Below are 25,751 nucleotides of genomic sequence, written 5' to 3'. Positions count from 1 at the left end.
GGTGATCTCTCCACTTCAGTGTTGGAAAAGCTCATGGGCTGGAAACGCCGTCGGCATGCGCCGGGTGGACAATGGCCTGGCCCTGGAAAATAAGTAACAATGCAAACCCATCAGGGCCGGCAAAAAACCGACCTATCATAGCCAAGATTCGTTCCCAGCTTATAGGCCATTTGCGCAATGACTCGAACCGCGTACTTCATCTCCGACGGCACCGGTATCACCGCAGAAGCATTGGGGCAAAGCCTGCTGGCCCAGTTCGACACCATCGGCTTCACCAAGCTCACGCGCCCCTACGTGGACAGCGTGGAAAAAGCGCGCGCCATGGTACAACAAATCAATAATGCCGCCGACAGAGACGGCGCCAACCCGATCGTCTTCGCCACCATCGTCAACCAGGAAATCCACGACATCCTAGTCGAGTCCCGCGGCTTCATGATCGACATCTTCTCGACCTTCCTGGCGCCGCTGGAGCAGGAGCTCGACTCCCACTCCTCGTACTCGGTGGGCAAGTCGCACTCGATCAGCGGCAACACCAACTACATGGAGCGTATCGAGGCGGTCAACTTCGCCCTCGACAACGACGACGGCGCCCGCACCCATTATTACGACAAGGCCGACCTGATCCTGGTCGGCGTGTCACGCTGCGGCAAGACCCCGACCTGCCTGTATATGGCCATGCAATACGGCATCCGCGCCGCCAACTACCCACTCACCGAAGACGACATGGAACGCCTGCAATTGCCTGCTTCGCTGAAGAAACACCGCGACAAGCTGTTCGGCCTGACCATCGACCCCGACCGCCTGGCGGCGATTCGCAACGAGCGCAAGCCAAACAGCCGTTACGCCAGCTATGCTCAGTGCGAATTCGAGGTGCGCGAGGTGGAAAGCCTGTTCCGCCGCGAATCGATCAACTTCATCGACTCCACGCATTTCTCGGTCGAGGAAATCTCCGCCAAGATCCTGGTGGAAAAAGGCGTCGAACGACGCTTCAAATAATGCCCCTGTGAGGGTCTCGTCATGACGCTGTCCGATGCCGTGCTGTTCGCTCCGCTCGCCTTCCTGATCGCGTTGACGCCAGGCCCCAACAACTTCTGCGCCATGAACAACGGCATTCGTCATGGCATCGGCGCAGCCCTGCTGGCCACCACCGGGCGCGTGGCGGCATTCACCATCTTCCTGAGCATTTCCGCCGTGGGCCTGGGCGCCATGCTGCTGGCCTCGGAAACCGCCTTCACGGCGATCAAGTGGGTCGGTGCCCTGTACCTCCTTTATCTGGGCATCAGCGCCTGGCGCAGCCGGGAATTCAATGGCCTGGACCTGGAAGGCGCGGTGCCGGCCGTGCAGCCGCAACGACGTATCGGCCGCCTGATGCTGCAGGAGTTTCTGATCGGTATCAGCAACCCCAAGGCGATTCTGCTGTTCGCCGCGATCTTCCCGCAGTTCATCAAGCCCGGCGAGCCGGCAAGCGAACAGTTCATATACCTGGGCGCCACCTACCTGCTGGCCGAATACGCAGCCTCGCTGGTCTATGCCCTGTTCGGCCGGCAGATCCGCCGCTTCATCCGCACCCGGCAAGGCGCGCAGCGGCTTAACCGCACCACCGGCGCCTTTTTCATGGGCGCCGGTGGTCTGCTGCTCAGCACGACTCAGCACTGAAAGCCTGCCGGCATCACGCAGGCACGCGCACCCAGCCTTCCATGAGGATTCGCGCACTGCGGCTCATGATCGCCTTGGTGACCACCCAGTTGCCATCGACCTGACTTGCTTCGGCACCGACTCGCAAGGTGCCGGACGGATGGCCGAAACGCACCGCCTGGCGCTCGCCGCCGCCCGCCGCCAGATTGACCAGGGTCCCAGGCACCGCTGCCGCTGCGCCGATGGCCACGGCGCAGGTGCCCATCATGGCGTGGTGCAGCTTGCCCATGGACAGCGCCCGCACCAGCAAGTCGACCTCACCCGCGTCGACCGTCTTGCCACTTGAGGCCCGGTAGCTTTTCGGCGCGCTGACGAACGCCACCTTGGGCGTATGCTGGCGGGTCAACGCCTCTTCAGCCCTCTTGATCAGGCCCATGCGCAAGGCGCCGGCCACGCGAATCTGCTCGAAGCGCGCCAGCTGCGCCGGGTCCGCATTGATGTCCTCACGCAGCTCGGTGCCCTGATAGCCGATATCCTCGGCATTGACGAAGATGGTCGGGATGCCTGCACTGATCAGGGTCGCCTCGAACGTACCGACGCCAGGCACATCCAGCTCGTCCACCAGATTGCCGGTGGGAAACATCGAGCCGCCCTCTTCGCCATCGTCCGACGGGTCGAGAAACTCCAGCACGATCTCCGCCGCCGGAAAGGTCACGCCGTCCAGTTCGAAGTCGCCGGTTTCCCGCACCTGGCCATTGCTGACCGGCACGTGGGCGATGATGGTCTTGTGGATGTTGGCCTGCCAGATGCGCACCACGCAGGTGCCGTTCTCGGGAATCCGCGAGGGATCGATCAGGCCGGCATGAATGGCGAAAGCCCCGGCCGCTGTAGACAGGTTGCCGCAGTTGCCGCTCCAGTCGACGAACGCCTTGTCGATGGACACCTGGCCGTAGAGGTAGTCGACATCGTGATCCGGCCGCGTGCTTTTCGACAGGATCACGCACTTGGAGGTGCTCGACGTCGCCCCGCCCATGCCGTCGATCTGCGCCCCGTAAGGATCCGGGCTGCCGATCACCCGCATGAACAGCTTGTCACGGGCCTCACCCGGCACCTGGCAGGGCTCTGGCAGGTCTTGCAGGCGAAAGAACACGCCCTTGCTGGTGCCGCCACGCATGTAGGTGGCGGGGATTTTCACTTGAGGCAGATGAGCCATGGGTGCAGTCCTGAAAAATGGCCCGGATGCGATCCGGGCAAGTTGATACTGGTTTTCCCGGATTGGCTACAGGGTGGGTCGGCAGGCGTAGCTGGCGCTTTCCATCCACCGGGGAGAGCCCCCTGGTGGGTCGGTAAAGCGCCATCCACCCTACTCGATCAAGCCACCACGCCTTCGAGGAAGTCCTTGGCGAAGCGCTGCAGCACGCCGCCGGCCTTGTATACGCTGACATCCGCCGCCGTATCCAGGCGGCAGGTCACTGGTACCCATACCACCTCGCCATCGCGGCGATGGATCACCAGCGTCAACTCACAACGGGGCGCAATATCGCCTTCGATGTCATAGCGCTCGGTGCCATCCAGCCCGAGGGTCAGGCGCGTGGTGCCCGGTTTGAACTCCACCGGCAGCACGCCCATGCCCACCAGATTGGTGCGGTGAATGCGCTCGAAGCCTTCGGCGACGATCACCTCCACACCCGCCAGGCGCACGCCCTTGGCCGCCCAGTCGCGGGACGAACCCTGGCCGTAGTCGGCACCGGCCACGATGATCAGGTTCTGCTTGCGGTTCATGTAGGTCTCGATGGCCTCCCACATGCGCATCACCTTGCCCTCGGGCTCGACGCGGGCCAGAGAGCCCTTTCTCACCTGCCCATCGATCACGACCATTTCGTTGACCAGCTGCGGGTTGGCGAAGGTGGCGCGCTGGGCGGTCAGGTGGTCGCCCCGGTGGGTCGCGTAGGAGTTGAAGTCTTCCTCCGGCAAGCCCATTTTCGCCAGATACTCCCCGGCGGCCGAGTCCGCCAGGATGGCGTTGGACGGCGATAGGTGATCGGTGGTGATGTTGTCCGGCAGGATCGCCAGGGGCAGCATGCCCTTGAGCGTACGCTCACCGGCCAATGCACCCTCCCAGTACGGCGGGCGGCGGATATAGGTGGACATCGGCCGCCAGTCGTACAACGGGCTTTCGGCCTCCTGCACGCTGCCCAGGTCGAACATCGGGATGTAGATCTGCTTGAACTGCTCGGGCTTTACCGACGCGGCGACGATGGCATCGATCTCCTCGTCGCTCGGCCACAGATCCTTCAGCGTGATCGGATTACCAGTCGCGTCATAGCCCAGCGCATCCTGCTCGATGTCGAAACGCACGGTGCCGGCGATGGCATAGGCCACCACCAGCGGCGGCGACGCCAGAAAGGCCTGCTTGGCATAAGGATGGATGCGCCCGTCGAAGTTGCGATTCCCAGAGAGCACGGCGGTGGCGTACAGATCGCGGTCGATGATTTCCTTCTGGATCACCGGATCCAGCGCGCCGGACATGCCATTACAGGTGGTGCAGGCGTAGGCGACGATACCGAAGCCGAGCTTCTCCAGCTCCGGCAGCAGTCCGGCTTCCTCCAGGTACAGCTTGGCGACCTTGGAACCCGGCGCGAACGACGTCTTCACCCAGGGCTTGCGCACCAGACCCAGCGCATTGGCCTTCTTGGCCACCAGGCCGGCGGCCACCACGTTGCGCGGGTTGGAGGTATTGGTACAGCTGGTGATGGCAGCGATGATCACCGCGCCATCCGGCATCAGCCCTTGCGCCTCTTCGCCCTTGCCGGCTTGCAGTTTGACTTCGTCGGCGATGCCGCGCTCGGCCAGCGCCGAGGTCGGCAGGCGGCGGTGTGGGTTGCTCGGCCCCGCCATATTGCGGCCCACGCTGCCCAAGTCGAAGCGCAGTACGCGTTCGTACTCGGCAGTTTTCAGGGAGTCGCTCCATAGCCCAAGGGTTTTGGCGTAGCTTTCCACCAGCGCCACCTGCTCCGGCTCGCGGCCAGTGAGTTTGAGGTAGTCGATGGTCTGGCCGTCGATATAGAACATCGAGGCGGTGGCGCCATACTCCGGGCACATGTTGGAGATGGTGGCGCGGTCGCCGATGGACAGGCTGTCGGCGCCCTCGCCAAAGAACTCGACCCAGGCGCCCACCACCCGCTCCTTGCGCAAAAACTCGGTCAGCGCCAGGACGATATCGGTGGCGGTGATGCCGGGCTGACGCTGGCCGGTCAGTTCGACACCGACGATATCGGGCAGGCGCATCATCGACGGGTGGCCAAGCATCACCGTCTCGGCCTCCAGGCCGCCGACGCCAATGGCGATCACGCCCAAGGCATCGACGTGCGGGGTGTGCGAGTCGGTGCCCACACAGGTATCGGGGAAGGCGATGCCGCCGCGCGCCTGGATTACCGGGCTCATCTTCTCCAGGTTTATCTGGTGCATGATGCCGTTGCCGGCGGGGATCACGTCGACGTTCTTGAACGCGGTCTTGGTCCAGTCGATGAAGTGGAAGCGATCCTCGTTGCGGCGATCCTCGATGGCGCGATTCTTCTCGAAAGCGTCCGGGTCGAAGCCCGGCGCTTCCACGGCCAGCGAATGGTCGACGATCAACTGAGTCGGCACCACCGGGTTGACCTTGGCTGGATCACCGCCTTTTTCGGCGATGGCATCGCGCAGGCCGGCAAGGTCGACCAACGCGGTCTGGCCGAGAATGTCGTGGCAGACCACCCGCGCCGGGTACCAGGGAAAATCCAGGTCACGCTTGCGGTAGACCAGCTGCTCCAGCGACGCGGTCAGGTCTTGCGGATCGCAGCGGCGTACCAGCTGCTCGGCGAGTACGCGCGAGGTGTAGGGCAGCCTCGCCCAGGCACCGGCCTGGATCGCCTCGACCGCCTCACGGGCGTCGAAGTAATCAAGCTCGGTGCCGGGCAGGCGCTTGCGGTATTGGCTGTTCACGACGTCATTCATCTTATTTACGGTCCTTGAGCGCCACGAACTTCAGGTCTTCGGGGCCTGTGTAGTTGGCGCTCGGACGGATGATCTTGCCGTCGATGCGCTGCTCGATGACGTGGGCGGACCAGCCAGCGGTACGGGCGATGACGAACAGCGGGGTGAACATGGCAGTGGGCACGCCCATCATGTGGTAGCTCACGGCACTGAACCAGTCGAGGTTGGGGAACATCTTCTTGATGTCCCACATGATGGTTTCCAGACGCTCGGCGATATCGAACATCTTGGTACTGCCCTGCTCCACGGACAGCTCGCGGGCCACTTCCTTGATCACCTTGTTTCGCGGGTCGCTGACGGTGTAGACCGGGTGGCCGAAGCCGATCACCACTTCCTTGCGCCCTACCCGCTCGCGGATATCGGCCTCGGCCTCGTCCGGGTTGTCGTAGCGCTTCTGCACTTCGAAGGCCACTTCGTTGGCGCCGCCGTGCTTGGGCCCGCGCAGCGCACCGATGGCGCCGGCGATGCAGGAGAACAGGTCCGAACCGGTGCCGGCGATCACCCGCGAGGTGAAGGTCGAGGCATTGAATTCGTGCTCGGCATACAGATTGAGCGAGGTGTGCATGGCGCGCACCCAGGACTCACGCGGTTTCTCGCCATGCAGCAGGTGCAGAAAGTGGCCGCCGATGGAGTCGTCGTCGGTTTCCACGTCGATGCGCTTGCCGTTATGGCTGTAGTGGTACCAGTACAGCAGCGCCGAGCCAAGGGAAGCCATCAGCTTGTCGGCGATATCGCGGGCGCCCGGATGGTTGTGGTCGTCCTTCTCCGGCGCCAGACAACCGAGCACGGACACTGCGGTGCGCATCACATCCATCGGGTGCGCCGACGGTGGTAGTTGTTCGAGCGCCGCCTTCACCCCGGCCGGCAGCCCGCGCAGAGCCTTGAGCTTGGCCTTGTAACCCGCCAGCTCGGCGACGTTGGGCAGCTTGCCGTGCACCAGCAGGTGGGCGATCTCCTCGAACTCGCAGCGGTTGGCGAAATCCAGCACGTCATAACCGCGGTAGTGCAGGTCGTTGCCGGTACGGCCCACAGTGCACAGCGCGGTGTTGCCGGCGGCAGTACCGGAAAGGGCAACGGATTTCTTCGGTTTGAAGCCCGGCGTGGTTTCGGTGGCGCTCATGGTTATCTCCTCAGACTGTTGTTCTTGTTCTTACTTCTTGCCGGCGGCGAACAGCGCGTCGAGCTTCTGCTCGAAAGCGTGATAGCCGATGCGGTCATAGAGCTCGGCGCGGCTTTGCATCTGCTCGACCACGTCTTTCTGGTGGCCGTTCTGGCGGATCGAGGTGTAGACACTTTCAGCCGCCTTGTTGGCAGCGCGGAACGCGGACAGTGGATAGAGCTGGATGGCGACGCCGACCGAGGCCAGCTCGTCGCGGGTGAACAGCGGCGTGGCGCCGAATTCGGTGATATTGGCCAGTACCGGCACCTTCAGCGCCTCGACGAAACGCTGGTAGGTCGGCAGGTCATAGGCCGCCTCGGCGAAGATGCCGTCGGCGCCTGCCTCCACGTAACGCAGGCAGCGCTCGATGGCTGCGTCAACGCCCTCGGCCTGGATGGCGTCGGTGCGGGCGATCAGGAAGAAATCCGGATCGGTCTTGGCATCGGCGGCAGCGCGTACGCGATCGACCATTTCCTCACAGGAAACGATCTCCTTGCCCGGCCGATGGCCGCAGCGCTTGGCGCCGACCTGATCCTCGATATGGGCAGCCGCAGCACCGGCTTTGATCAGGCTCTTGATGGTGCGCTCGATATTGAAGGCGCTGGGCCCGAAACCGGTGTCGATATCGACCATCAGCGGCAGATCGCACACATCGGTGATGCGCCGCACGTCGATCAGCACATCGTCCAGGGTATTGATGCCCAGATCCGGCAAGCCCAGAGAGCCGGCCGCGACACCGCCACCGGAGAGGTAAATCGCCTTGAAACCGGCACGTTGGGCCAGCAGCGCATGGTTGGCGTTGATCGCGCCAATCACCTGCAGCGGCTGCTCTTCGGCGAGGGCCTGGCGGAAACGCTGGCCGGCGGAAAGCTGGGTCATGAATCACCTCGGGTCTTGGATGGGGTGGCGAGCGCCTCTTTATAGTGGCGCTCGATATTGCGTTTGGAGGCGCCGATATGACGGCGCATCAACAGCTCGGCCAGCTCGCCGTCACGGCCTTCGATGGCGTCGAGAATGCGGTGGTGCTCGGCGAAAGCCTGGTGCGGCCGGTTGGGCGTGGCAGAGAACTGCAGGCGGTACATGCGCACCAGCTGATACAGCTCGTCGCACAGCAGCTTGGCCAGGGTGCGATTGCCGCTGCCCTGGATGATCCGGTAGTGAAAGTCGAAGTCGCCTTCCTGCTGGTAGTAGCCGACACCGGCCTGGAAGGCGGCGTCCTGCTCGTGCAGCTCCAGCACCCGGCGCAGGTCGTCGATCTCGGCCTGGCTCATGCGCTCGGCCGCCTGACGGCAGGCCATGCCTTCCAGGGATTCGCGGATTTCGTAGAGTTCGATCAGCTCGGCGTGACTGAGCGAAACCACCCGCGCGCCGACATGGGGCACACGCACCAGCAGCTTCTGCCCCTCCAGCCGGTGAATCGCTTCACGCAACGGCCCACGGCTGATGCCGTAGGTACGTGCCAGCTCCGGCTCGGAAATCTTCGAGCCCGGCGCAATCTCGCCACGCACGATGGCCAGCTGAATCTGGCGGAAGACGTTTTCGGCGAGCGTGCCGGAATCCTCCTGAGCGCTATTTACTTCGATGACATCCAGCATATTGTCGACACTCAAAGACCAATAAACCTAGATAACTCGATAAATCGCATTTATTCAAGCACTAGGTGTCGACAATCAACGGATTTAGACAAAAAACCAGTACGGCTGGCGCCCAGGCTCTTCATCAGCCTAGACACCCAGCTGCCAACATGCCGCGCGTGACGCCGCGCACACCCAGGATTGCGCAAGTGTTTAGGCGATGCAGTCCGCTAACGCTCAAACGCCATACGGCAGCCGAAAGACTTAGCAAACAATCACATGCGGCAAGGTATCAGCAGCGGCAGACAGCCCTGGGTGCGCTGCACACGCCATTGTCAGCACGCTCGCCGGCCATGCTAGACTTCGCCTCATTTCGCCCAAGGGCCGCTGCTGCACTGGCGCCTGGGGCCGTCTTCAATGGCGCATGGATCGTCCCATCGCTTCATCGACTCAAGGACCCATGAGACTTCATTTCCTGACTACCCTGCCCTGCCTGCTGGCGCTGTCCTGCCAGGCCATCGCCGCGGACAAGACCATCTACGGTCTGAACGAATACGTCAGCCTCGACCTCGACGTGCAAGTGGCCGCCAAACTCGACACCGGCGCCCAGACCGCCTCCCTAAGCGCCCGCGATATCGAACGCTTCAAGCGTGACGGCGAACGCTGGGTGCGTTTTTACCTGGCGATCGATGACGCCCACGCGCACCCCATCGAGCGTCCGCTGGCACGCATCAGCAAGATCAAGCGCCGCGCCGGTGACATCGACGAGGACGACGAGAAGACCTACACCGCACGCCCGGTCATCGAACTGGACGTGTGCATGGGTAACGTCAAGCGCCAGATCGAAGTGAACCTTACCGATCGAAGCGCCTTCCAATACCCGCTTTTGATCGGCTCCGACGCGCTCAAGCGCTTCGATGCCCTGGTCGACCCAAGCCTAAAATACGCAGCAGGCAAGCCTGACTGCTCCAACGCGAAATCCGGCGAGTAATCCCCATGCGCTCTCTTACCCTGCATCTGAAAATCCTGATCACCGTGCTGGTGACCCTGGGCGTTCTGATTACGGCCTATCAGATTTTCATTCTCGGCATTCCGGTCAGCAGTGACGAAACCGACGACCTCTGGAACATCGACACCCGGGTCGAATTCCAGGCCAACGGCCGCGACCCGATCAAACTGCAGATGTTCGTACCGCCGCTGAACCAGGACTATGTCAGCCTTAATGAGAGCTTCATCTCCAACAACTATGGCGTGAGCGTCAACCGTGCTGATGGCAACCGCAAGGTGACCTGGTCGGCACGCCGAGCCAACGGCAAGCAGACCTTGTACTACCGCCTGGTTCTGACCAAGCGCTACAGCGGCGAGCAGGCCAAGCCCAAGGGCCCAATCTTCCGTGACAGCATCCCGGTCGAAGGCCCCGAGAAGATTGCCGCCGAGGCGCTGCTGGCGCCGATCCGCCAGCACTCGGCGGATGTCGAGACCTTCATCAGCGAGACCATCAAGCGCGTCAACAACACCAACGACGACAACGCCAAGTTGCTGCTCGGCGGCGATGCCTCGACCACCAAAAAAGCCCAGGCCGTGGAGCTGCTGCTGTCCATCGCACACGTGCCGATGGAGCGCGTACACACCATTCGCCTGGCGGCGGACATCCAGCAGAGCCCGGAACTGTGGCTGCGCAGCTTCAACGGCGACCGCTGGCTGTACTTCAACCCGGAAACCGGCGAGCAGGGCCTGCCGGCCGATCGCTTGGTCTGGTGGACCGGTGACGAGCCGCTGATCACCCTCGATGGCGGCCGTCAGGCCACCACCACCTTCACGCTCAACAACAGCGAGATGAACGCTATTCGCCTCGCTCAGCTGACCGACGAAAATACCGACGCCGACTTCCTCGAGTACTCGCTGTACGGCCTGCCGCTGCAGACCCAGCAGACCTTCATGATCATGGTGATGATCCCCATCGGCGTGCTGGTGATCCTGATCCTGCGCAACCTCGGCGGCCTGCAGACCCTGGGTACCTTCACCCCGGTGCTGATCGCCCTGGCTTTCCGCGAGACCCAGCTGGGCTTCGGGATCTTCCTGTTCACGGTGATCACCGCGCTGGGCCTGTCACTGCGCTCCTACCTGGAACACCTGAAGCTGCAGATGCTGCCGCGCCTGTCGGTGGTTCTGACCTTCGTGGTGGTGCTGATCGCCACCATCAGCCTGTTCAGCCACAAGCTGGGCCTGGAACGCGGCCTGTCGGTCGCCCTGTTCCCGATGGTGATTCTGACCATGACCATCGAGCGCCTGTCGATCACCTGGGAAGAGCGCGGCGGCAGCCATGCCTTCAAGGTTGCTCTCGGCACGCTGTTCGCCGCTACCGTCGCGCATCTGCTGATGACCGTACCGGAGCTGGTGTACTTCGTGTTCACCTTCCCGGCGATCCTGCTGATCCTGGTGGGCTTCATGCTGGCGATGGGGCGCTACCGCGGCTATCGCCTGACCGAACTGTTCCGCTTCAAAGCCTTCCTGAAGGACTAAGACCATGTTCGGCCTGATCAAGACTTGGAAAGCCCTTGAGGCCAAGGGCATCATGGGCATCAACCGCCGCAACGCGGACTACGTGCTCAAGTACAACAAACGCCACCTGTATCCGATCGTCGATGACAAGATCATCACCAAGGAACGGGCCATCGAAGCCGGCATCCATGTGCCGGAAATGTACGGGGTGATCTCCACGGAAAAGGAGATCGACAACCTCGACAAGATCATCGGTGAGCGCAGCGACTTCGTCGTCAAGCCGGCTCAGGGCGCCGGCGGCGACGGCATCCTGGTGATCGCCGACCGCTTCGAGGATCGCTTCAAGACGGTATCGGGCAAGATCGTCAGCCACTCGGAAATCGAGCAGCAGATCTCCAGCATTCTCTCGGGCCTCTACTCGCTTGGCGGCCACCGCGACCGCGCGCTGATCGAATACCGGGTAACGCCGGACAGCATCTTCAAGAGCATCAGCTACGAAGGCGTGCCGGACATCCGCATCATCGTGCTGATGGGCTACCCGGTGATGGCCATGCTGCGCCTGCCGACCCGCCAGTCCGGCGGCAAGGCCAACCTGCACCAGGGCGCCATCGGCGTCGGCGTGGACCTGGCCACCGGCGTGACCCTGCGCGGTACCTGGCTGAACAACAAGATTAGCAAGCATCCGGACACCACCAACGCGGTGGACGGCGTGCAGTTGCCCAACTGGGATGGCTTCATGAAGCTTGCAGCCGGCTGCTATGAGCTGTGCGGCCTGGGCTACATCGGCGTCGACATGGTGCTGGACCAGGACAAGGGCCCGCTGATTCTCGAACTCAACGCCCGCCCCGGCCTGAACATCCAGATCGCCAATGACTGTGGTCTGACCCACCGTGCCCACGCCGTGGAAGCGCGTCTTGAAGAATTGGCCGCCAAGGGCATCCAAGAGAACGCCGAGGAGCGCACCCGCTTCTCCCAGGAACTGTTCGGCCACATCCCACCTGCCGAAATCTGATCGCGTTACCCGCTGCCGGTCTCGGCAGCGGACTTGCCCGGCCCGCCCGGCGGCCGCACGGATTTGTTACCATCGCCCTTCTCACCCACATGCCTCGGAGCCCGCAATGGATCTCGATCTGGACAGACTCAACGCCGAATTCGCCAATCAGCCGCAAAAGCTGATCGAGTGGGCAATCGGCCTGGGCAAACCGGCGATCTGCACCACCAACTTCCGTCCGTTCGAAGCGGTGATCCTGCACATGGTCAGCCAGGCTAGAGCCGATATCCCGATCGTGTGGATGGACAGCGGCTACAACACAGAGGCGACCTACCAGTTCGCCGATGAGGTCACCAAGCAACTGAACCTCAACCTGATCACCTACCTGCCCAAACGCAGCCGCGCGCACCGCGAAGCCATCGACGGCCCTACGCCGGCGCTGGACGACCCACGTCACGCCGCATTCACCGAGGAAGTGAAGCTCGAGCCCTTCGCCCGCGCCCTGCGCGAGACGGCGCCGAGCGTCTGGTTCACCGCACTGCGCGCCACCGACACGGCGGTACGCGCGCAGATGCAGCCGGTGAGCATCAACCCGGACGGCCTGATCAAGGTCGCCCCGCTGCTGCACTGGTCCTCCAAGGATCTGTACCATTACCTGACCGCCAACGGTCTGCCGAACAACTTCGATTACTTCGACCCGACCAAGGGCGAAGACAACCGCGAGTGCGGCCTGCACCTGAGCCACTGATCTCGGGACGAAAAAATGGCGCCTCTTGGCGCCATTTTTTCGTTTCTGCCGCAGCGATCAGTGCAGCGGTAGCTTGACGTCCTTGAACAGCTCTTCGAGCTCGACCTTGTTGTGGCACTGCACGGCCTTGGCCAGCATGTAGCGGGTCAGGTGAGGAGCGAAGGTCTCGATGAAATCACACATGAAACCGCGCAGGAAGGTGCCACGGCGGAAACCGATGCGCGTGACGCTGGATTCGAACAGCTCGCTGGCATCAAGCACCACCAGGTCCGGATCTAGCTTCGGGTCGACCGCCATACCGGCCACGATACCGACACCCAGGCCTAGGCGCACATAGGTCTTGATCACGTCGGCATCGACGGCGGTGAACACCACCTTTGGCGTCAGCCCGCGATGACTGAAGGCTTCATCGAGTTTGGAGCGACCGGTGAAGCCGAAGGTGTAGGTGACGATCTCGTGCTCAGCCAAGGCCTCGAGGGTCAACTTCGGCAGTTTGCTCAGCGGATGGCCCTGGGGAACGATCACGCAGCGGTTCCAGCGGTAGCACGGCATCATCACCAGGTCGTTGTAGAGTTCCAGACCTTCGGTGGCGATGGCGAAATCGACGGTGCCGTCAGCGGCCATTTCAGCGATCTGCGTCGGCGTGCCCTGGTGCATGTGCAGAGCAACTTCCGGGTACTGCTTGATGAAGCTACTTATCACCGGCGGCAATGCGTAGCGCGCCTGGGTGTGCGTGGTGGCGATGGACAGCGTGCCCTTCTTCTCGTTGGAGAACTCCTGGGCGATCTGCTTGATGCTCTCGACCTTGCGCAGGATTTCCCCTGCGGTAGTGATGATGCGCTCGCCGGCCGGCGTGACGCGGGTCAGGTGCTTGCCGCTGCGGGCGAAGACTTCGACGCCGAGCTCGTCTTCGAGCAGGCGGATCTGCTTGCTGATCCCCGGCTGCGAGGTATACAGGCTCTGCGCCGTGGCGGAAACGTTGAGGTCATGGTGCGCGACTTCCCAGATGTAGCGCAGTTGCTGAAGCTTCATATAAATCCCTCAAAGCGGATAGGCCGCCGCCTGATCGTCGATCAGCTATATAACCATATTAATGGTAAAGGCGGTATATATAGATTTTTTATCTGGGTCGAGCCGCTTACTCGTGGCGAGATCGATGCTGCAGCATGGGCACCAGGTAAACCGGCACATCGCATAACTGCAGCAGCCTGGCAGCCGTGCGGCCCATCGGCACCTCGAGCGCAGCGCCATGGCTATGACTGCCTACGACCAGCAAATCCACGGCGAGTTTCTGGGCGTGCTCGAGAATGGAAATCGGCGGATCGCCACGCAGGACGCTGACCGAGCCGATCAGTTCGAGATCGTCCTGGCTGTCACCCAGCTCGTCACGAAAGCCCTCGAGCACGCGCAATTCGATATTGCTCATCACGGTCTCCAAGCCCGTGCTGCGCAGTTCCTTGAGACGGGCTTCATCGACGTAGGTCTGCAGCACGGACTCGGCGAACAAACCCATGGGCTCCACGACGTGTACGACATGCAGGCGCGCCTTGAAACTGCGCGCCAATGCCAGCGCGTGTTGCAGCACATAGGGCGCATACAGACCAAGATCGGTGGCGTAGAGAATCGAACGGATCATGCGGCCTCCTCGACTGCCGGTACGGCGGGGCCTGTGGCTAGAGCTTAGCAGCGCCTTGGCAAAGCCACCGGAAAACGCGGGAGCTGGCGTAAAGCGACCAGCGCAACGGCACTCAAGGTAGTTCTTCGGGTGCTCTGGCAAGCGCCTCGGTCAATGCCTGGCGTAGATCGGCAGGCGTAAGGCTGGTGTGCAGCGCCCCGAAAAACTCGCCGTTCTGTACCAGGAACAGCGCCGGTAACTGGAAAACCTCGTAGCGCTGCACCAGGCCGAAATTCTCCTGAGCATCGATCCATACGAGCCGCTCGACCGGCAACCTCAGGCGTGGCAGTTGCTGGCGCGCGTAAAGGCAGGCAGCGCAGCCCCGGCTGGTAAATATCACCAATGAGGTGCCTGAGAGATCGAGTAATTGCCGATCGGCATCGAAATCGGTCAATTCCAGTTGTGTAGCTATACTCGGCAGGGCAATATCATATTGCCGGCAATCGGAGTGCCCGTTCATGCGTCGCTTTCTTCGTCATAGCAGCAATTTGCCGGTGGAGTTGAGGCTACGTCGCCACTCGCCCAGCGCTAGCCAACGTTTGGATAATATCAGCCTGGGCGGTGCGGCCTGCCATTCAAGCCACCCGCTTGCCCTGGGCACGCCGATCACGCTGCACATTCCCTTGCTGGGCGACAAGGCAGCCTACCCCGGTGAGGTGGCCTGGTGCACAAAGCAAACAAACAATTATCTGCTCGGCGTGGCTTTCAGCGAACACGCACCGGAGCTGCGCGCGCATATGGTCGAGGAAGTCTGCCACCTCGAACAGTATCGTCGCCATCGCGAACAACAGGCTGGTCAGGCACTGCCCCTGGAGCTGATCGCCGAGGAATGGCGCGAGCAGCGCCTGACTGTCTTCAAGCCCGCCAATCCCTAAATTCCATTGTCTCGACCGGCGCTAACGCGCTAAGGTTCGGCTTCCCCACTGTGCCCATACTGCTGTGCCCGCTGCACGGGGATCGCTGGCGGCCGGCTCCCGTGACCCGATGACACACCCGATGAAAAGCACGATAGCTGATTTACCGATTAACGACCTGAACGTCGCCTCCAACGAAACCCTGATCACCCCCGAGCAGATCAAGCTCGAGATTCCGCTGACCGAGCTTGCCCAGCGCACCGTTTCAGCCGGCCGGCAAGTGGTACGCGACATTCTCGATGGCAAGGATCACCGCCTGTTCGTCGTGGTCGGCCCCTGCTCCATTCACGACATCAAGGCTGCCCACGAATACGCTGAGCGCCTGAAAGTGCTCGCCGAGGAAGTGTCCGACACGTTGTATCTGGTCATGCGCGTGTACTTCGAAAAGCCGCGCACTACCGTCGGCTGGAAAGGCCTGATCAACGACCCGTACCTGGACGACTCCTTCAAAATCCAGGATGGCCTGCACATCGGCCGCAAGTTGCTGCTGGACCTCGCCGAAATGGGCCTGCCCACCGCCACCGAAGCCCTGGATCCGATTTCCCCGCAGTACCTGCAGGATCTGATCAGCTGGTCAGCCATCGGCGCGCGCACCACCGAATCCCAGACACACCGGGAAATGGCCTCGGGTCTGTCTTCGGCAGTCGGCTTCAAGAACGGTACCGATGGCGGCCTAACCGTCGCGATCAACGCCCTGCAGTCGGTTTCCAGCCCGCACCGTTTCCTGGGTATCAACCAGCAAGGCGGCGTCTCCATCGTCACCACCAAGGGCAATGCCTACGGGCACGTAGTACTGCGCGGCGGCAACGGCAAGCCGAACTACGACTCGGTGAGCGTGGCCATCTGCGAACAGGAACTAAAGAAGGCGTCGATCAAGCCAAACATCATGGTCGACTGCAGCCACGCCAACTCCAATAAGGATCCGGCGTTGCAACCCTTGGTCATGGACAACGTCGCCAACCAGATCCTGGAAGGCAATCAGTCGATCGTCGGCCTGATGGTCGAAAGCCACCTGGGCTGGGGCAGCCAGGCGATTCCCAAGGATCTCTCGCAGCTCAAGTACGGCGTCTCGATCACCGACGCCTGCATCGATTGGGAAAGCACCGAGAAAACCCTGCGCGGCATGCATGCCAAGCTCAAGGACGTACTGCCCAAGCGCCTGCGCGGCTAAGACCGCCACCATGAAAAACGCCGAGCAGATGCTCGGCGTTTTCGTATCTAGTGCTTGGCTCAGTCCTGATCGGGCGAGCCTTCGCTGCGCTCCATGTAGCGCTCCACATAGGAGCACGAAGCAATCACCGTGTAGCCCATGCTGTCGGCATACTCCAGCGCCGTTTTGGTCAGGGCGGCGGCGATGCCGCGACCACGCAGCGAATTGGGCACGAAGGTACGGTAGATATCCAGGGTCTGCTTGCCCAGATCCATATAAGAAAGGTAAGCGCGATCCCCATCCACTGTGGTCTCGAACTGGTGACCGGCTAGGTCATGATGAATGGACAGTGGTTCGCTCATTACTGCTCCTCTCGGCTGGGCCAGACACGACATCCCCGGCAGGGCCTGCGTACATCCGGTAACAATAGGATATAAAGCCACTGTAAGCGGCAAAGGGCAAGGCAAAATCCTGAGCTTTCAACATTGCAAGCAATCTTGCCGGTCGCTAGGTGAAAATCCTGTCAAATGGCCGCATACATGATCGAATTTTGTACAGCTTTTGCCGCTAGCGTACTAATTTCAGTGAAAAAAATGCGGAACCCTTGCCTGTCGTCCGTTTACTTACTAAAAGTTACAGGTAGTATGTACGCCGGCCATTTTCCAGGTTCGGGAAAGGGCTTCAATAAGCAAAAAACTGACCCTAAGGGGAACACGATGAACAACGTTCTGAAATTCTCTGCTCTGGCTCTGGCCGCAGTTCTGGCTACCGGTTGCAGCAGCGTCACCAAAGAAACCGAAGCTCGCCTGACTGCTACCGAAGACGCAGCAGCTCGCGCTCAAGCTCGCGCTGACGAAGCCTACCGCAAGGCTGACGAAGCTCTGGCAGCTGCTCAGAAGGCTCAGCAAACTGCTGACGAAGCCAACGAGCGTGCTCTGCGTATGCTGGAAAAAGCCAGCCGCAAGTAATAGCCCCCGGGCAATAAAAAAGCCGGCTCTTAAGCCGGCTTTTTTATGTCTGCCTGAAAGGTTGTACAGGCGCTCTCGCAAGCGCCCGTGCAACTGATCATCAGAGACTTGGCGATTGCGCCTGAATGACCGTCTCGCGCGGCGAAGCGATTTCCACCGGCAGGCCATCGTGGGCCGCCACCACTTCGCGCACCACATCCCAGTCCAGGGTATCGGCGCTCAGGTCGCTACGGCGGATCAGCGCATTGACTACCTCGGTGTGATGATCCACGGCCGGCTCATTCTCCTCGCCCAGCGGCGTATGCGCTTCCAGATAAACCTTGCCGCCGCTCACACCGAACTTGTACGGCTCATTGACGATACGTACCGACGTGCCCACCGGCACCATGTCGGCCAGCTCAAGCACATTGTTGTTGAGCATGCGGAAACAACCATGGCTCACGCGCATACCGATGCCGAACTTCTTGTTCGAGCCATGGATCAGGTAACCCGGTACCGACAGCGACATCTTGAAGGGCCCCAGCGGATTGTCCGGGCCTGGCGGAACGACGCTCGGCAGCGGATCGCCATCGGCGGCATGCTCCTCGCGAATCGACTGCGGAGGGTACCAGGCCGGGTTCGGCGTCTTGGCGGTGATGCGCGCCTGGGTTACCGGCGAGCTCCAGCCTTCACGACCGATCCCCAGCGGATAGGTGTAAACGACGTTCTGCCCCTTCGGGAAGTAGTACAGCCGGTACTCGGCCAGGTTGATCACGATGCCTTCGCGAGGGCCCGAAGGCAGGATATAGCGCGTCGGCAGCACGATATCGGTGCCCTCACCCGGCAGCCAGGCATCGACGCCCGGGTTGGCGGCGACCATCTCCAGATAGCCCAGATCGTTGGCTGTGCCTATGTCGGCGAAGGTGTCCTCGTAGCGCGCCTTGATCACCTTGATCTCGCCGACGATATCCTCACCAGGAGGCGGCAGGGGCAATTCAAGTGCGGCAGCGGAGCCGGCCACAAAGACGGCACACAACGACACACAGCGGGCAACAGCTGAAACGCGCGGCGACATGCAGAAAACCTTCGAGGTGGTAAGGGGATATGGGAGGTGATTGTATACCTTGGCGCCGATCAGCGCCCCGGCCACGCGGGCCGATCACCACGGCGCTGAGCCTCGAGCGTGGCCAGGCAGGCGCGGCACAGACGACGGTCCTGCAACATCGGCCTTTCCAGGTCGCGCCATAGCGGCTGCGCGGGCAGCAGGCCGCCGCACAGAGTGCGATCAGCGTACCCGCCAAGTTCCAGCTGACGAGCGACCAGGTGCACCTTCACTTCACGGCAGGCGAACAGGTCCAGCTGTTCGTCCGGCTCGATCAGTTGGTAGGCATACAGGGACCAGACGGGTCGCAACATTGGGGGCTCCAGAGCGGGGGCGCCACATTAGCGGAAACACCGTCAGTGGAAAAGCCCGTTACAGCAATGGCTTGAGGGTCGGCCAGACATTCTCCAGCAGCTGCGGCTGGGCCGCCACAGCGGGATGTACGCCGTCGTCCTGCATCAGGTTGGCAACGCCGCCGACCCCCTCGAGAAGAAAGGGCACCAGCGGCACCTTTTTCTCGGCAGCAAGATCGTCGTAAACCTTGGCGAAGCCGGTGGTGTAGCGCTCGCCATAATTGGGCGGAATGCGCATGCCCAGCAGCAGCACCTTGGCACCAGCATTGCGGGAGGCATCGATCATCGAGGCAAGATTCTGTTGCAATTGGCTCGGTGGCAAACCGCGCAGCCCATCGTTGCCACCCAGCTCGACAACCACCAGTTGCGGCTTGTGCTCGGCGAGCAGCGCCGGCAGCCGTGCCGCGCCGCCAGCGCTGGTGTCGCCGCTGATCGACGCATTCACCACCTGATGCTCGAAGCCCTCCTGGCGCATGCGCTCGTCGAGCAGATGAACCCAGCCCTGCTGGGTATCCATGCCAAAAGCGGCGCTGATACTATCGCCGACGACCAATATGGTCCCCGCCTGCGCCATCTGCCCTATCAGCAGCAGGCCGAGCATGGCCCCCTTCACTATCGCACGCATCGGATTCCTCATGAGCTCAAGCATTCTGTCTGCGCAGAACCTTAACAAAGTGGTTTCCAGCGCGGAAGGCGAGTTGACCATCCTGCACGACCTGTCACTGGAACTGGAAAAAGGCGGCAGCCTGGCCATCGTCGGCAGCTCGGGATCCGGCAAGTCCACCCTACTCGGCTTGCTGGCCGGCCTCGACCTGCCCAGCACCGGACGCATCCTGCTGGCCGGCAATGACCTGGGCAGCCTGGATGAAGACGCCCGCGCCCGGGTCCGCGCCGAGCACGTCGGGTTCGTGTTTCAGTCCTTCCAGCTGCTCGACAGCCTCAATGCGCTGGAGAACGTCATGCTGCCACTGGAGCTTGAAGGTCGCAGCGATGCCCGCCAGCGTGCTACCGAACTGCTCGAACGCGTCGGCCTGGGCGGGCGCCTGAGCCATACGCCGCGCCAGCTCTCCGGTGGCGAGCAGCAACGCGTCGCCATCGCCCGGGCCTTTGCCGCCGATCCCGACGTGCTGTTCGCCGACGAGCCGACCGGCAACCTGGACACCCACACTGGCGAGCGCATCAGTGATCTGCTCTTCGAGCTCAACCATGAGCGCGGCGCCACTCTGGTACTGGTCACCCACGACGAACGCCTGGCCGCGCGCTGCCAGCGCGTCATCCGCCTGGAGGCCGGCCACCTGGTGGCAGCGGTGAACGCCTGATGCGCAACCTGTCCTTTGCAAGCCTGCTGTCACTGGCGGGCCGCCAGTTGCTGCGCGATGCGCGCTCGGGCGAATTGCGCGTGCTGTTCTTCGCACTATTGATCGCCGTGGCCTCCAGCACCGCCATCGGCTATTTCGGCGCGCGACTGAATGAAGGCATGAGCCTGCGCGCCACCGAGTTTCTGGGCGCCGACCTGATTCTCAGAGGTAGCGCCCCGGCCGAACCCGAGCAGATCAAGGCCGGCACCGGGCGTGGTCTGCAGCACGCCCAGGTGGTCGAGTTCTCCAGCGTGATCGCCAGCGACGCCGGCATCCAGCTGGCCAGCGTCAAGGCCGCCGGCAACGGCTACCCGCTGCGCGGTGAGTTGAAGAGCGCTGCCGCCCCCTATGGCGAGGAGACCGTCAGCGCTGGCCCCGGGCCTGGCGAAGTATGGGCCGAATCGCGCCTTTTGGTGGCACTGAATCTGAAGGTGGGCGACGAAATCGAAGTCGGCGCCAAGAAGCTGCGCCTCACCCGGGTGCTGACCTACCTACCGGATGAAGCCGGCGACTTCTACAGCCTGACGCCCCACGTGCTGATGCACCTCGACGACCTGCCGGCCACCCGTGTAGTGCAGCCGGGCAGTCGAGTGCGCTATATCGAGCAATGGAACGGGCCGAGCGATGCTCTGACCAGCTATCGGCAGGCTACTGAACCCGGACTGGCCGCCAACCAGCGCTTCGATGACGCCCGCGATGGCAGCCGCCGCGTTGGCGGCGCGCTGGATCGCGCCGAGCGTTATCTGAACCTGGCCAGCCTGGCGGCCGTGCTGCTGGCCGGCGTGGCAGTCGCCCTGTCGGCCGCGCGCTTTGCCAGCCGCCGCTTCGACGCCAGCGCCCTACTGCGCTGCCTGGGTCTATCACGTCGTCAAGCATTGAGCCTGTTCGGCCTGCAACTGGCGATCCTGGGTTTAGTCGCCAGCCTCGCCGGCGCCCTGCTTGGCTGGCTCGCCCAGCAGACCCTGTTCCACCTGCTACAAGGCCTACTGCCGGCACAAATTCCCGCCGGCGGCATAACCCCGGCACTGGCTGGTATCGCCACCGGCTTGGTAGCCCTGGCCGGCTTCGCCCTGCCGCCGCTGGCTGCGCTGGGCCGCGTGCCTCCACTGCGCGTGCTGCGCCGCGACATGCTGCCGGTGCCGGCCAGCTCCTGGCTGGTCTACGGCACCGCGTTGCTCGCCCTGGGGCTGATCATGTGGCGCCTGAGCCTGGATCTGACGTTGACGCTCGCCCTGCTCGGCGGCGGGTTGGTCACTGCCCTGCTGCTGGGCGGTCTGATGCTACTGGGCCTGCAGAGCCTGCGGCGCCTGCTGGCACGTGCCGCGCTGCCGTGGCGCCTGGGCCTTGGCCAGTTGCTGCGTCGCCCCCTTGCCGCCGCCGGGCAAGCCCTGGCGTTCGGCCTGATCCTCCTGGCGATGGCACTGATTGCTCTGCTACGCGGCGAACTGCTGGACAACTGGCAGGAGCAGCTGCCGGCCGACGCACCCAATCATTTCGCTCTCAACATCCTGCCAGCCGACCGCGATGCCTTCGCCGAGCGCTTGGCGCAGCTTTCTCCCCATCCCGCGCCGCTTTATCCCGTGGTGCCGGGGCGCCTTACCCAGGTCAATGGCGAGCCGGTTCGCCAGTACGTCACCGAGGACTCGCGTGGCGAGCGTGCAGTGCGCCGCGACCTGAGCCTGACCTGGAGCGCCGATCTCCCGGACGGCAACACCCTGACGGCCGGCCAGTGGTGGACAGACGACCAGCCACGCGAGCTGCCCGGTGTGTCTGTAGAAGACGAACTGGCGCAGAGCCTGCACATCAAGCTCGGCGACCGCCTGACCTTCAACGTCGGCGGCGTCGATCGTAACGCCCTGGTGACCAACCTGCGCACGGTGGACTGGAACAACTTCCAGCCCAACTTCTTCATGATCTTCGAGCCCGGCACCCTCAAGGACCTGCCGGTGACCTACCTGACCAGCTTCTACCTGCCACCGCAGCACGAGCAGCAACTGGTGGACCTGTCGCGGGCCTTCCCGTCGGTATCGCTGCTGCAGGTCGAGGCGATCCTCAACCAGCTGCGCAGCATCCTCGCCCAGGTCACCATCGCCATCGAGTTCGTGTTGCTATTCGTGCTGGCGGCAGGCCTTGCGGTGCTTTTCGCCGGCCTGCAATCGACGCTGGACGAGCGCATCCGCCAGGGCGCACTGCTGCGCGCCCTGGGCGCCGAACGCCGGTTGCTGGTGCAGGCCAGGCGTGCCGAATTCGGCCTGCTCGGCGCAGCCAGTGGCCTGCTGGCCGCCCTGGGCTGCGAGCTGGTGAGCTTTATGATCTATCGCTACGCGTTCCAGATAGCCTGGCAACCGCACCCCTGGCTGCTGCTGCTGCCACTGATCGGTGCGCTGCTGGTCGGCCTCGCCGGTGTACTCGGCACGCGCCGCGCGCTCAACGCCAGCCCGCTCACCGTTCTGCGCGAGGGTTGATAAACTGCGCATCCGCCACACTCAGAGCCGAGCATGAGCCGATACCGCCCTCCCCGCGCTGCAGGAACACCCCTGATCACCCCACAAGGCGAGGCGCGCCTGCGCGCCGAACTGCACGAGCTCTGGCACGTGCGCCGGCCAGAGGTGACCCGCTCGGTCAGTGAGGCGGCGGCCCAGGGTGATCGCTCGGAGAACGCGGAGTACACCTACGGCAAGAAAATGCTGCGCGAGATCGACAGCCGCGTGCGCTTTCTGACCAGACGGCTGGAAAAGCTCAAGGTGGTGGACAGCCGCCCCAGTGACCCGGACAAGGTGTACTTCGGCGCCTGGGTCACGGTGGAAGACGAAGATGGCGTTGAAGCGCGCTACCGTATCGTCGGCCCCGACGAGCTCGACCTCAAACAGAACCTGATCAGCATCGACTCGCCCCTGGCCCGCGCCCTGGTCGGCAAGGGTCTGGACGCCGAAGTGCGGGTGCAGACGCCGACCGGCGACAAGTACTGGTACATCGTCGCCATCGACTATCCGTAAGCCAGGTTCAGCGCAGCGTAATCAGCCCCTGCCGAGCGATGCGCGTCAACTGGCCCAGCGCCTCGGCACTCGGTCGTTGCAGCACGGCGAAGTCGAAGCTGTTATCGGCGAAGCGCTGCAGCGACTCGCCCTCTTCAGCGAACTGCACGAGAAAGGCACGCTGGCCTTCGCGGCGTGCGGGCCAGCCATCCAGATAGCGCAGCAGCGTCGGCTGATGAACGCCACCCAAGAGAATGCGCGGGTTGCGGCGAACCAGTCGGGTAGTGATGGGAAGGATACGAATGTGTGCAGCCTGGGAGCAGCTCATGGTGTTTGTCTCCGCCTCGCAAATCCCGCTGGGCAGCGGTGGAGGCAACACCGAACCAGCGCTTTAGCGGAATTTCAGGACTCGATGAAGAATCCCTGAGGCGCCCCGCAAGTAGCTGTCTAAATCGGCGCAAGTGGTAATCCTAGAGACTTGCCGCTGAGCCTGTCAACAAGCAGAAAAGCCCGCATCAGCGGGCTTTCTTGAATGGCGCGGTGATCAACCGGCGATGCGCTTGTCCAGCGACAGACGCCCGGCGCCCTCGATCAGCAGGGCCAGCGTGGCAGCCAGCAGCGCCAGAGCGAACTCGTAGCCATTATTGGCCATGAAGAAGCCATTGCCGATATGCACCGAGAAGATCGCCACCAGCATGGTGAACGCCAGCACCGCCGACGCCGGGCGCACCAGCAGGCCGATGACCAGCGCCAGGCCACCGAAGAACTCGGCGCTCCCGGCCATCAGGGCCATCAGGTAACCCGGCGCCAGGCCGATGCTCTCCATCCACTGGGCGACGCCCGCCAGGCCGTAGCCACCGAACCAGCCGAACAACTTCTGCGAGCCATGGGCCATAAAGGTGATGCCGACCAGCACGCGCAGGACAGTGAGACCGAAGCCGGCGCGGGTGGTTGCCAGGGATTTGATAAAGGCGTTCATGGTGGGGCGATCCTGTGCTAGGTGAGTGAGATGGCGGCATATTAATTCAACAATCAAATATGGATAGCGGATAAAACCGCTATAACAGATCTATTTATTGGATTAGTTTCGAACACTCACCTTTTGCGCAGGCTCCAGCGAATAACGCTCACGCGCGTAAGCCAGGTAATACTTGTTCACCGCGTTGACGTAGCTGACCACGCCCATGCCCAGCTCCTCCATGGCCACACGCTCGACCTGAAAGAACCATTGATCCGGGTTTAGACCGCGCCGCCGCGCCTCGGCGCGCAGGCTCTGCACGCGCTGCGGCCCGAGGTTGTAGCCGGCCAGCACAAAGGCCATGCGCTCGCGCTCGTTGAGCCGCGGACTGTTGAAGAAGCCACGGCGAATCTTGGCCAGGTACTTGGCACTGGCCTGAACGTTGTTCTCGATGAGTGAGATGTCGCTGATACCCACGCTGCGCGCCGCGGCGGGGGTGATCTGCATCAGGCCGGTGGCGCCGCTGCTACCGCGGGCCGTGGGGTTGAGAGTCGATTCCTTGAAGGCCAGCGCCGCCAGCGCGAGCCAGTCGAAATCATGCTGCTCGGCGTAACGCTGCAAAACAGGTCGCACCCGTTCCAGGCGCTGACGCTCGGCGCGGCCCATGGGCGAATGCACTTTGTAAAGACGCCGGTAGACGCGCTGGAAGGCGGTGTCCTGATCATCGGGCGCCCGGTAACCTTCCAGAAAGCGATCGACGCTGGCACTGAGCATTGACGCGTCGCGGCGCATGTACCAGCGCATGTCGCCCTGATCATCGAGCACCAGATGGCGATCAACACGCAGCTTGGGCATCACCTTGGCCCAGCGCTCGGCAATCGGCAGCTCCGCGGCGGTGAAATCGAAAATGCCGGCCTGGACCATTTCCAGCACGTCCTCCACCGCGAGAGTCGGGTCCACCCACTCGACCAGGATGGGCGGCAGCTTGCGCTCGGCGAGCTTGAGGTTGATGTCGTGCAGGGCGTCCTTGGCGACGCTGCCAACCGGCAGCGACAGGCTGCGGCCGGATAGCTGCTCGAGCCGCTGATAGCGGCGGTTGCCCTGGCGCGCCACGATCACCACCGGCACATCGCGACGTATCGCTTCGCTGGCCAGTACGTTGCTTCCCTTGCCGCTGAGTAGCTCGCCGGGTGCAACCAGATCGCCCTCGCCGCGCTGCAGGGCCGCGAGCAGCTGATCCTTGGCTTTGGGAATCAGCTTCAGGCGCAGGGTGCGCCCGTCACGGGCATTGCGATTGAGGTACTGCTCCAGCGCGCGCAGGCGCTGATACTCGACACCGATGCTCTGCCCTTTCACCTCGCCGGAGCTATTGCGGCTCTGGTTGACCAGCACGCGCAGCTCGCCGCTCTTGCGGATGCCTGGCAGATCCCGCTGCGCAGCCGGGCTGGTGACCTCCAGCGGGCCGGCGATGCGCGCCACTGCCGGCAGCGGCAGCGAGAGCAACAGGCAAAGAACAAGAAGGACGCGCAATATCGATGCTCCGATAGCGAAAAACTGGCTGGCCGCCAGGGGCGATGATTCGGGAAACCGGTGCTAACGCGGGAGAAGCTGCAAAGTCAGCACCAAAGGCTATTTTCAACTTCACGAATCGACCACAAGTTTTTGTAATTGTTAGCTT

27 protein-coding genes are annotated in these 25,751 nt (G+C 62.8%); 12 read left to right on the top strand and 15 right to left on the bottom strand.

Features of this window, described 5'->3' with window-relative positions; genetic code table 11:
• Positions 1-177 precede the first annotated feature (177 nt).
• Positions 178-996 (top strand): pyruvate, water dikinase regulatory protein, encoded by an 819-nt coding sequence (locus tag FB481_RS20565; RefSeq protein ID WP_013791629.1) that lies wholly within the window; start codon positions 178-180, stop codon positions 994-996.
• A gap of 21 nt (positions 997-1,017) precedes the next feature.
• Complete coding sequence (locus tag FB481_RS20560) at positions 1,018-1,656, top strand: LysE family translocator (RefSeq protein WP_147177568.1); 639 nt, start codon at positions 1,018-1,020, stop codon at positions 1,654-1,656.
• A 13-nt stretch (positions 1,657-1,669) separates the two neighbouring features.
• Here the strand turns inward: FB481_RS20560 and prpF are convergent, their stop codons facing one another.
• From prpF to FB481_RS20535, 5 genes are all read right to left on the bottom strand, one after another.
• Positions 1,670-2,848 (bottom strand): 2-methylaconitate cis-trans isomerase PrpF, encoded by a 1,179-nt coding sequence (gene prpF / locus FB481_RS20555; RefSeq protein WP_147177567.1) that lies wholly within the window; start codon positions 2,846-2,848, stop codon positions 1,670-1,672.
• A gap of 158 nt (positions 2,849-3,006) precedes the next feature.
• Entirely contained in the window at positions 3,007-5,616 is a 2,610-nt protein-coding gene (gene acnD, locus FB481_RS20550; protein ID WP_178109914.1) for a Fe/S-dependent 2-methylisocitrate dehydratase AcnD, read from the bottom strand.
• 13 nt (positions 5,617-5,629) lie between these two features.
• Positions 5,630-6,787 carry a 2-methylcitrate synthase gene (gene prpC, locus FB481_RS20545; protein ID WP_013791633.1) on the bottom strand — a complete coding sequence of 386 codons (1,158 nt, stop codon included), beginning with the start codon at positions 6,785-6,787 and terminating at the stop codon, positions 5,630-5,632.
• 30 nt (positions 6,788-6,817) lie between these two features.
• A complete protein-coding gene (prpB, locus tag FB481_RS20540; RefSeq protein WP_027905548.1) occupies positions 6,818-7,705 on the bottom strand; it encodes a methylisocitrate lyase in 888 nt (295 codons plus the stop codon).
• Entirely contained in the window at positions 7,702-8,421 is a 720-nt protein-coding gene (locus tag FB481_RS20535) for a GntR family transcriptional regulator (RefSeq protein WP_147177640.1), read from the bottom strand. Before FB481_RS20535 ends, prpB begins: the two co-directional genes overlap by 4 nt.
• Before the next feature lie 439 nt (positions 8,422-8,860).
• On the opposite strand from FB481_RS20535, the gene FB481_RS20530 reads away from it, so the two are divergent.
• From FB481_RS20530 to FB481_RS20515, 4 genes are all read left to right on the top strand, one after another.
• Positions 8,861-9,391 carry an ATP-dependent zinc protease gene (locus tag FB481_RS20530; RefSeq protein ID WP_013791636.1) on the top strand — a complete coding sequence of 177 codons (531 nt, stop codon included), beginning with the start codon at positions 8,861-8,863 and terminating at the stop codon, positions 9,389-9,391.
• 5 nt (positions 9,392-9,396) lie between these two features.
• Positions 9,397-10,923 carry an inactive transglutaminase family protein gene (locus tag FB481_RS20525; protein WP_093504391.1) on the top strand — a complete coding sequence of 509 codons (1,527 nt, stop codon included), beginning with the start codon at positions 9,397-9,399 and terminating at the stop codon, positions 10,921-10,923.
• A gap of 4 nt (positions 10,924-10,927) precedes the next feature.
• On the top strand, positions 10,928-11,914 hold the full coding sequence (locus tag FB481_RS20520; RefSeq protein WP_093504389.1) for an alpha-L-glutamate ligase-like protein: 987 nt from the start codon (positions 10,928-10,930) through the stop codon (positions 11,912-11,914).
• 106 nt (positions 11,915-12,020) lie between these two features.
• Positions 12,021-12,641 (top strand): phosphoadenosine phosphosulfate reductase family protein, encoded by a 621-nt coding sequence (locus FB481_RS20515; RefSeq protein ID WP_147177565.1) that lies wholly within the window; start codon positions 12,021-12,023, stop codon positions 12,639-12,641.
• 57 nt (positions 12,642-12,698) lie between these two features.
• On the opposite strand, the gene cysB is transcribed toward FB481_RS20515, so the two are convergent.
• The 3 genes from cysB to FB481_RS20500 form a co-directional block, all read right to left on the bottom strand.
• Positions 12,699-13,673, bottom strand: a complete 975-nt coding sequence (cysB, locus tag FB481_RS20510) for an HTH-type transcriptional regulator CysB (protein ID WP_147177564.1) — start codon at positions 13,671-13,673, stop codon at positions 12,699-12,701.
• A gap of 106 nt (positions 13,674-13,779) precedes the next feature.
• A complete protein-coding gene (locus tag FB481_RS20505; protein ID WP_093504385.1) occupies positions 13,780-14,277 on the bottom strand; it encodes a universal stress protein in 498 nt (165 codons plus the stop codon).
• A gap of 112 nt (positions 14,278-14,389) precedes the next feature.
• Positions 14,390-14,776 (bottom strand): co-chaperone YbbN, encoded by a 387-nt coding sequence (locus tag FB481_RS20500; protein WP_147177563.1) that lies wholly within the window; start codon positions 14,774-14,776, stop codon positions 14,390-14,392.
• Here FB481_RS20500 and FB481_RS20495 point away from each other — a divergent pair.
• On the top strand, positions 14,775-15,191 hold the full coding sequence (locus FB481_RS20495; protein WP_147177562.1) for a PilZ domain-containing protein: 417 nt from the start codon (positions 14,775-14,777) through the stop codon (positions 15,189-15,191). The two genes, FB481_RS20500 and FB481_RS20495, sit on opposite strands and share 2 nt — an antisense overlap.
• Positions 15,192-15,324: 133 nt before the next feature.
• On the top strand, positions 15,325-16,401 hold the full coding sequence (locus FB481_RS20490; RefSeq protein WP_147177639.1) for a 3-deoxy-7-phosphoheptulonate synthase: 1,077 nt from the start codon (positions 15,325-15,327) through the stop codon (positions 16,399-16,401).
• Positions 16,402-16,460: 59 nt separating this feature from the next.
• Here the strand turns inward: FB481_RS20490 and FB481_RS20485 are convergent, their stop codons facing one another.
• Positions 16,461-16,742: a GNAT family N-acetyltransferase gene (locus tag FB481_RS20485; protein WP_013791645.1), complete on the bottom strand. Its 282-nt coding sequence runs from the start codon at positions 16,740-16,742 to the stop codon at positions 16,461-16,463.
• A gap of 354 nt (positions 16,743-17,096) precedes the next feature.
• Between FB481_RS20485 and oprI the strand changes: the two genes are divergently transcribed.
• The gene (gene oprI / locus FB481_RS20480; protein WP_013791646.1) at positions 17,097-17,348 is read left to right on the top strand and encodes an outer membrane lipoprotei OprI; all 252 of its coding nucleotides are present in this window, start codon (positions 17,097-17,099) and stop codon (positions 17,346-17,348) included.
• A gap of 100 nt (positions 17,349-17,448) precedes the next feature.
• Here oprI and FB481_RS20475 read toward each other — a convergent pair whose 3' ends face one another.
• Genes FB481_RS20475 through FB481_RS20465 form a run of 3 tightly spaced genes read right to left on the bottom strand, consistent with a single transcriptional unit; the run spans position 17,449 to position 19,407 of the window.
• The gene (locus tag FB481_RS20475; protein ID WP_093505090.1) at positions 17,449-18,402 is read right to left on the bottom strand and encodes a L,D-transpeptidase family protein; all 954 of its coding nucleotides are present in this window, start codon (positions 18,400-18,402) and stop codon (positions 17,449-17,451) included.
• 59 nt (positions 18,403-18,461) lie between these two features.
• A complete protein-coding gene (locus FB481_RS20470; protein ID WP_013791648.1) occupies positions 18,462-18,743 on the bottom strand; it encodes a hypothetical protein in 282 nt (93 codons plus the stop codon).
• 58 nt (positions 18,744-18,801) lie between these two features.
• The gene (locus tag FB481_RS20465) at positions 18,802-19,407 is read right to left on the bottom strand and encodes an arylesterase (RefSeq protein ID WP_093504377.1); all 606 of its coding nucleotides are present in this window, start codon (positions 19,405-19,407) and stop codon (positions 18,802-18,804) included.
• A 10-nt stretch (positions 19,408-19,417) separates the two neighbouring features.
• Here FB481_RS20465 and FB481_RS20460 point away from each other — a divergent pair, with 10 nt between their 5' ends.
• Genes FB481_RS20460 through greB form a run of 3 tightly spaced genes read left to right on the top strand, consistent with a single transcriptional unit; the run spans position 19,418 to position 23,136 of the window.
• Positions 19,418-20,101: an ABC transporter ATP-binding protein gene (locus FB481_RS20460; protein WP_093505088.1), complete on the top strand. Its 684-nt coding sequence runs from the start codon at positions 19,418-19,420 to the stop codon at positions 20,099-20,101.
• Entirely contained in the window at positions 20,101-22,605 is a 2,505-nt protein-coding gene (locus FB481_RS20455; protein WP_147177561.1) for an ABC transporter permease, read from the top strand. The genes FB481_RS20460 and FB481_RS20455 overlap by 1 nt, the downstream gene beginning before the upstream one ends.
• A 33-nt stretch (positions 22,606-22,638) precedes the next feature.
• Positions 22,639-23,136 carry a transcription elongation factor GreB gene (greB, locus tag FB481_RS20450; protein ID WP_147177560.1) on the top strand — a complete coding sequence of 166 codons (498 nt, stop codon included), beginning with the start codon at positions 22,639-22,641 and terminating at the stop codon, positions 23,134-23,136.
• Between the two features lie 7 nt (positions 23,137-23,143).
• Here greB and FB481_RS20445 read toward each other — a convergent pair whose 3' ends face one another.
• From FB481_RS20445 to FB481_RS20435, 3 genes are all read right to left on the bottom strand, one after another.
• Positions 23,144-23,443 (bottom strand): hypothetical protein, encoded by a 300-nt coding sequence (locus FB481_RS20445; protein ID WP_013791653.1) that lies wholly within the window; start codon positions 23,441-23,443, stop codon positions 23,144-23,146.
• 216 nt (positions 23,444-23,659) lie between these two features.
• A complete protein-coding gene (locus FB481_RS20440; RefSeq protein ID WP_093504371.1) occupies positions 23,660-24,094 on the bottom strand; it encodes a DoxX family protein in 435 nt (144 codons plus the stop codon).
• A 102-nt stretch (positions 24,095-24,196) separates the two neighbouring features.
• Positions 24,197-25,606, bottom strand: a complete 1,410-nt coding sequence (locus FB481_RS20435) for a transglycosylase SLT domain-containing protein (protein WP_093504369.1) — start codon at positions 25,604-25,606, stop codon at positions 24,197-24,199.
• Between the last annotated feature and the right edge of the window lie 145 nt (positions 25,607-25,751).

Source organism: Pseudomonas sp. AG1028, assembly GCF_007993955.1.
Classification (GTDB): Bacteria; Pseudomonadota; Gammaproteobacteria; order Pseudomonadales; family Pseudomonadaceae; genus Aquipseudomonas; species Aquipseudomonas straminea.
The sequence above is the reverse complement of the archived record's forward strand: the minus strand, read 5'-3'. Positions and strand labels throughout refer to the sequence as shown.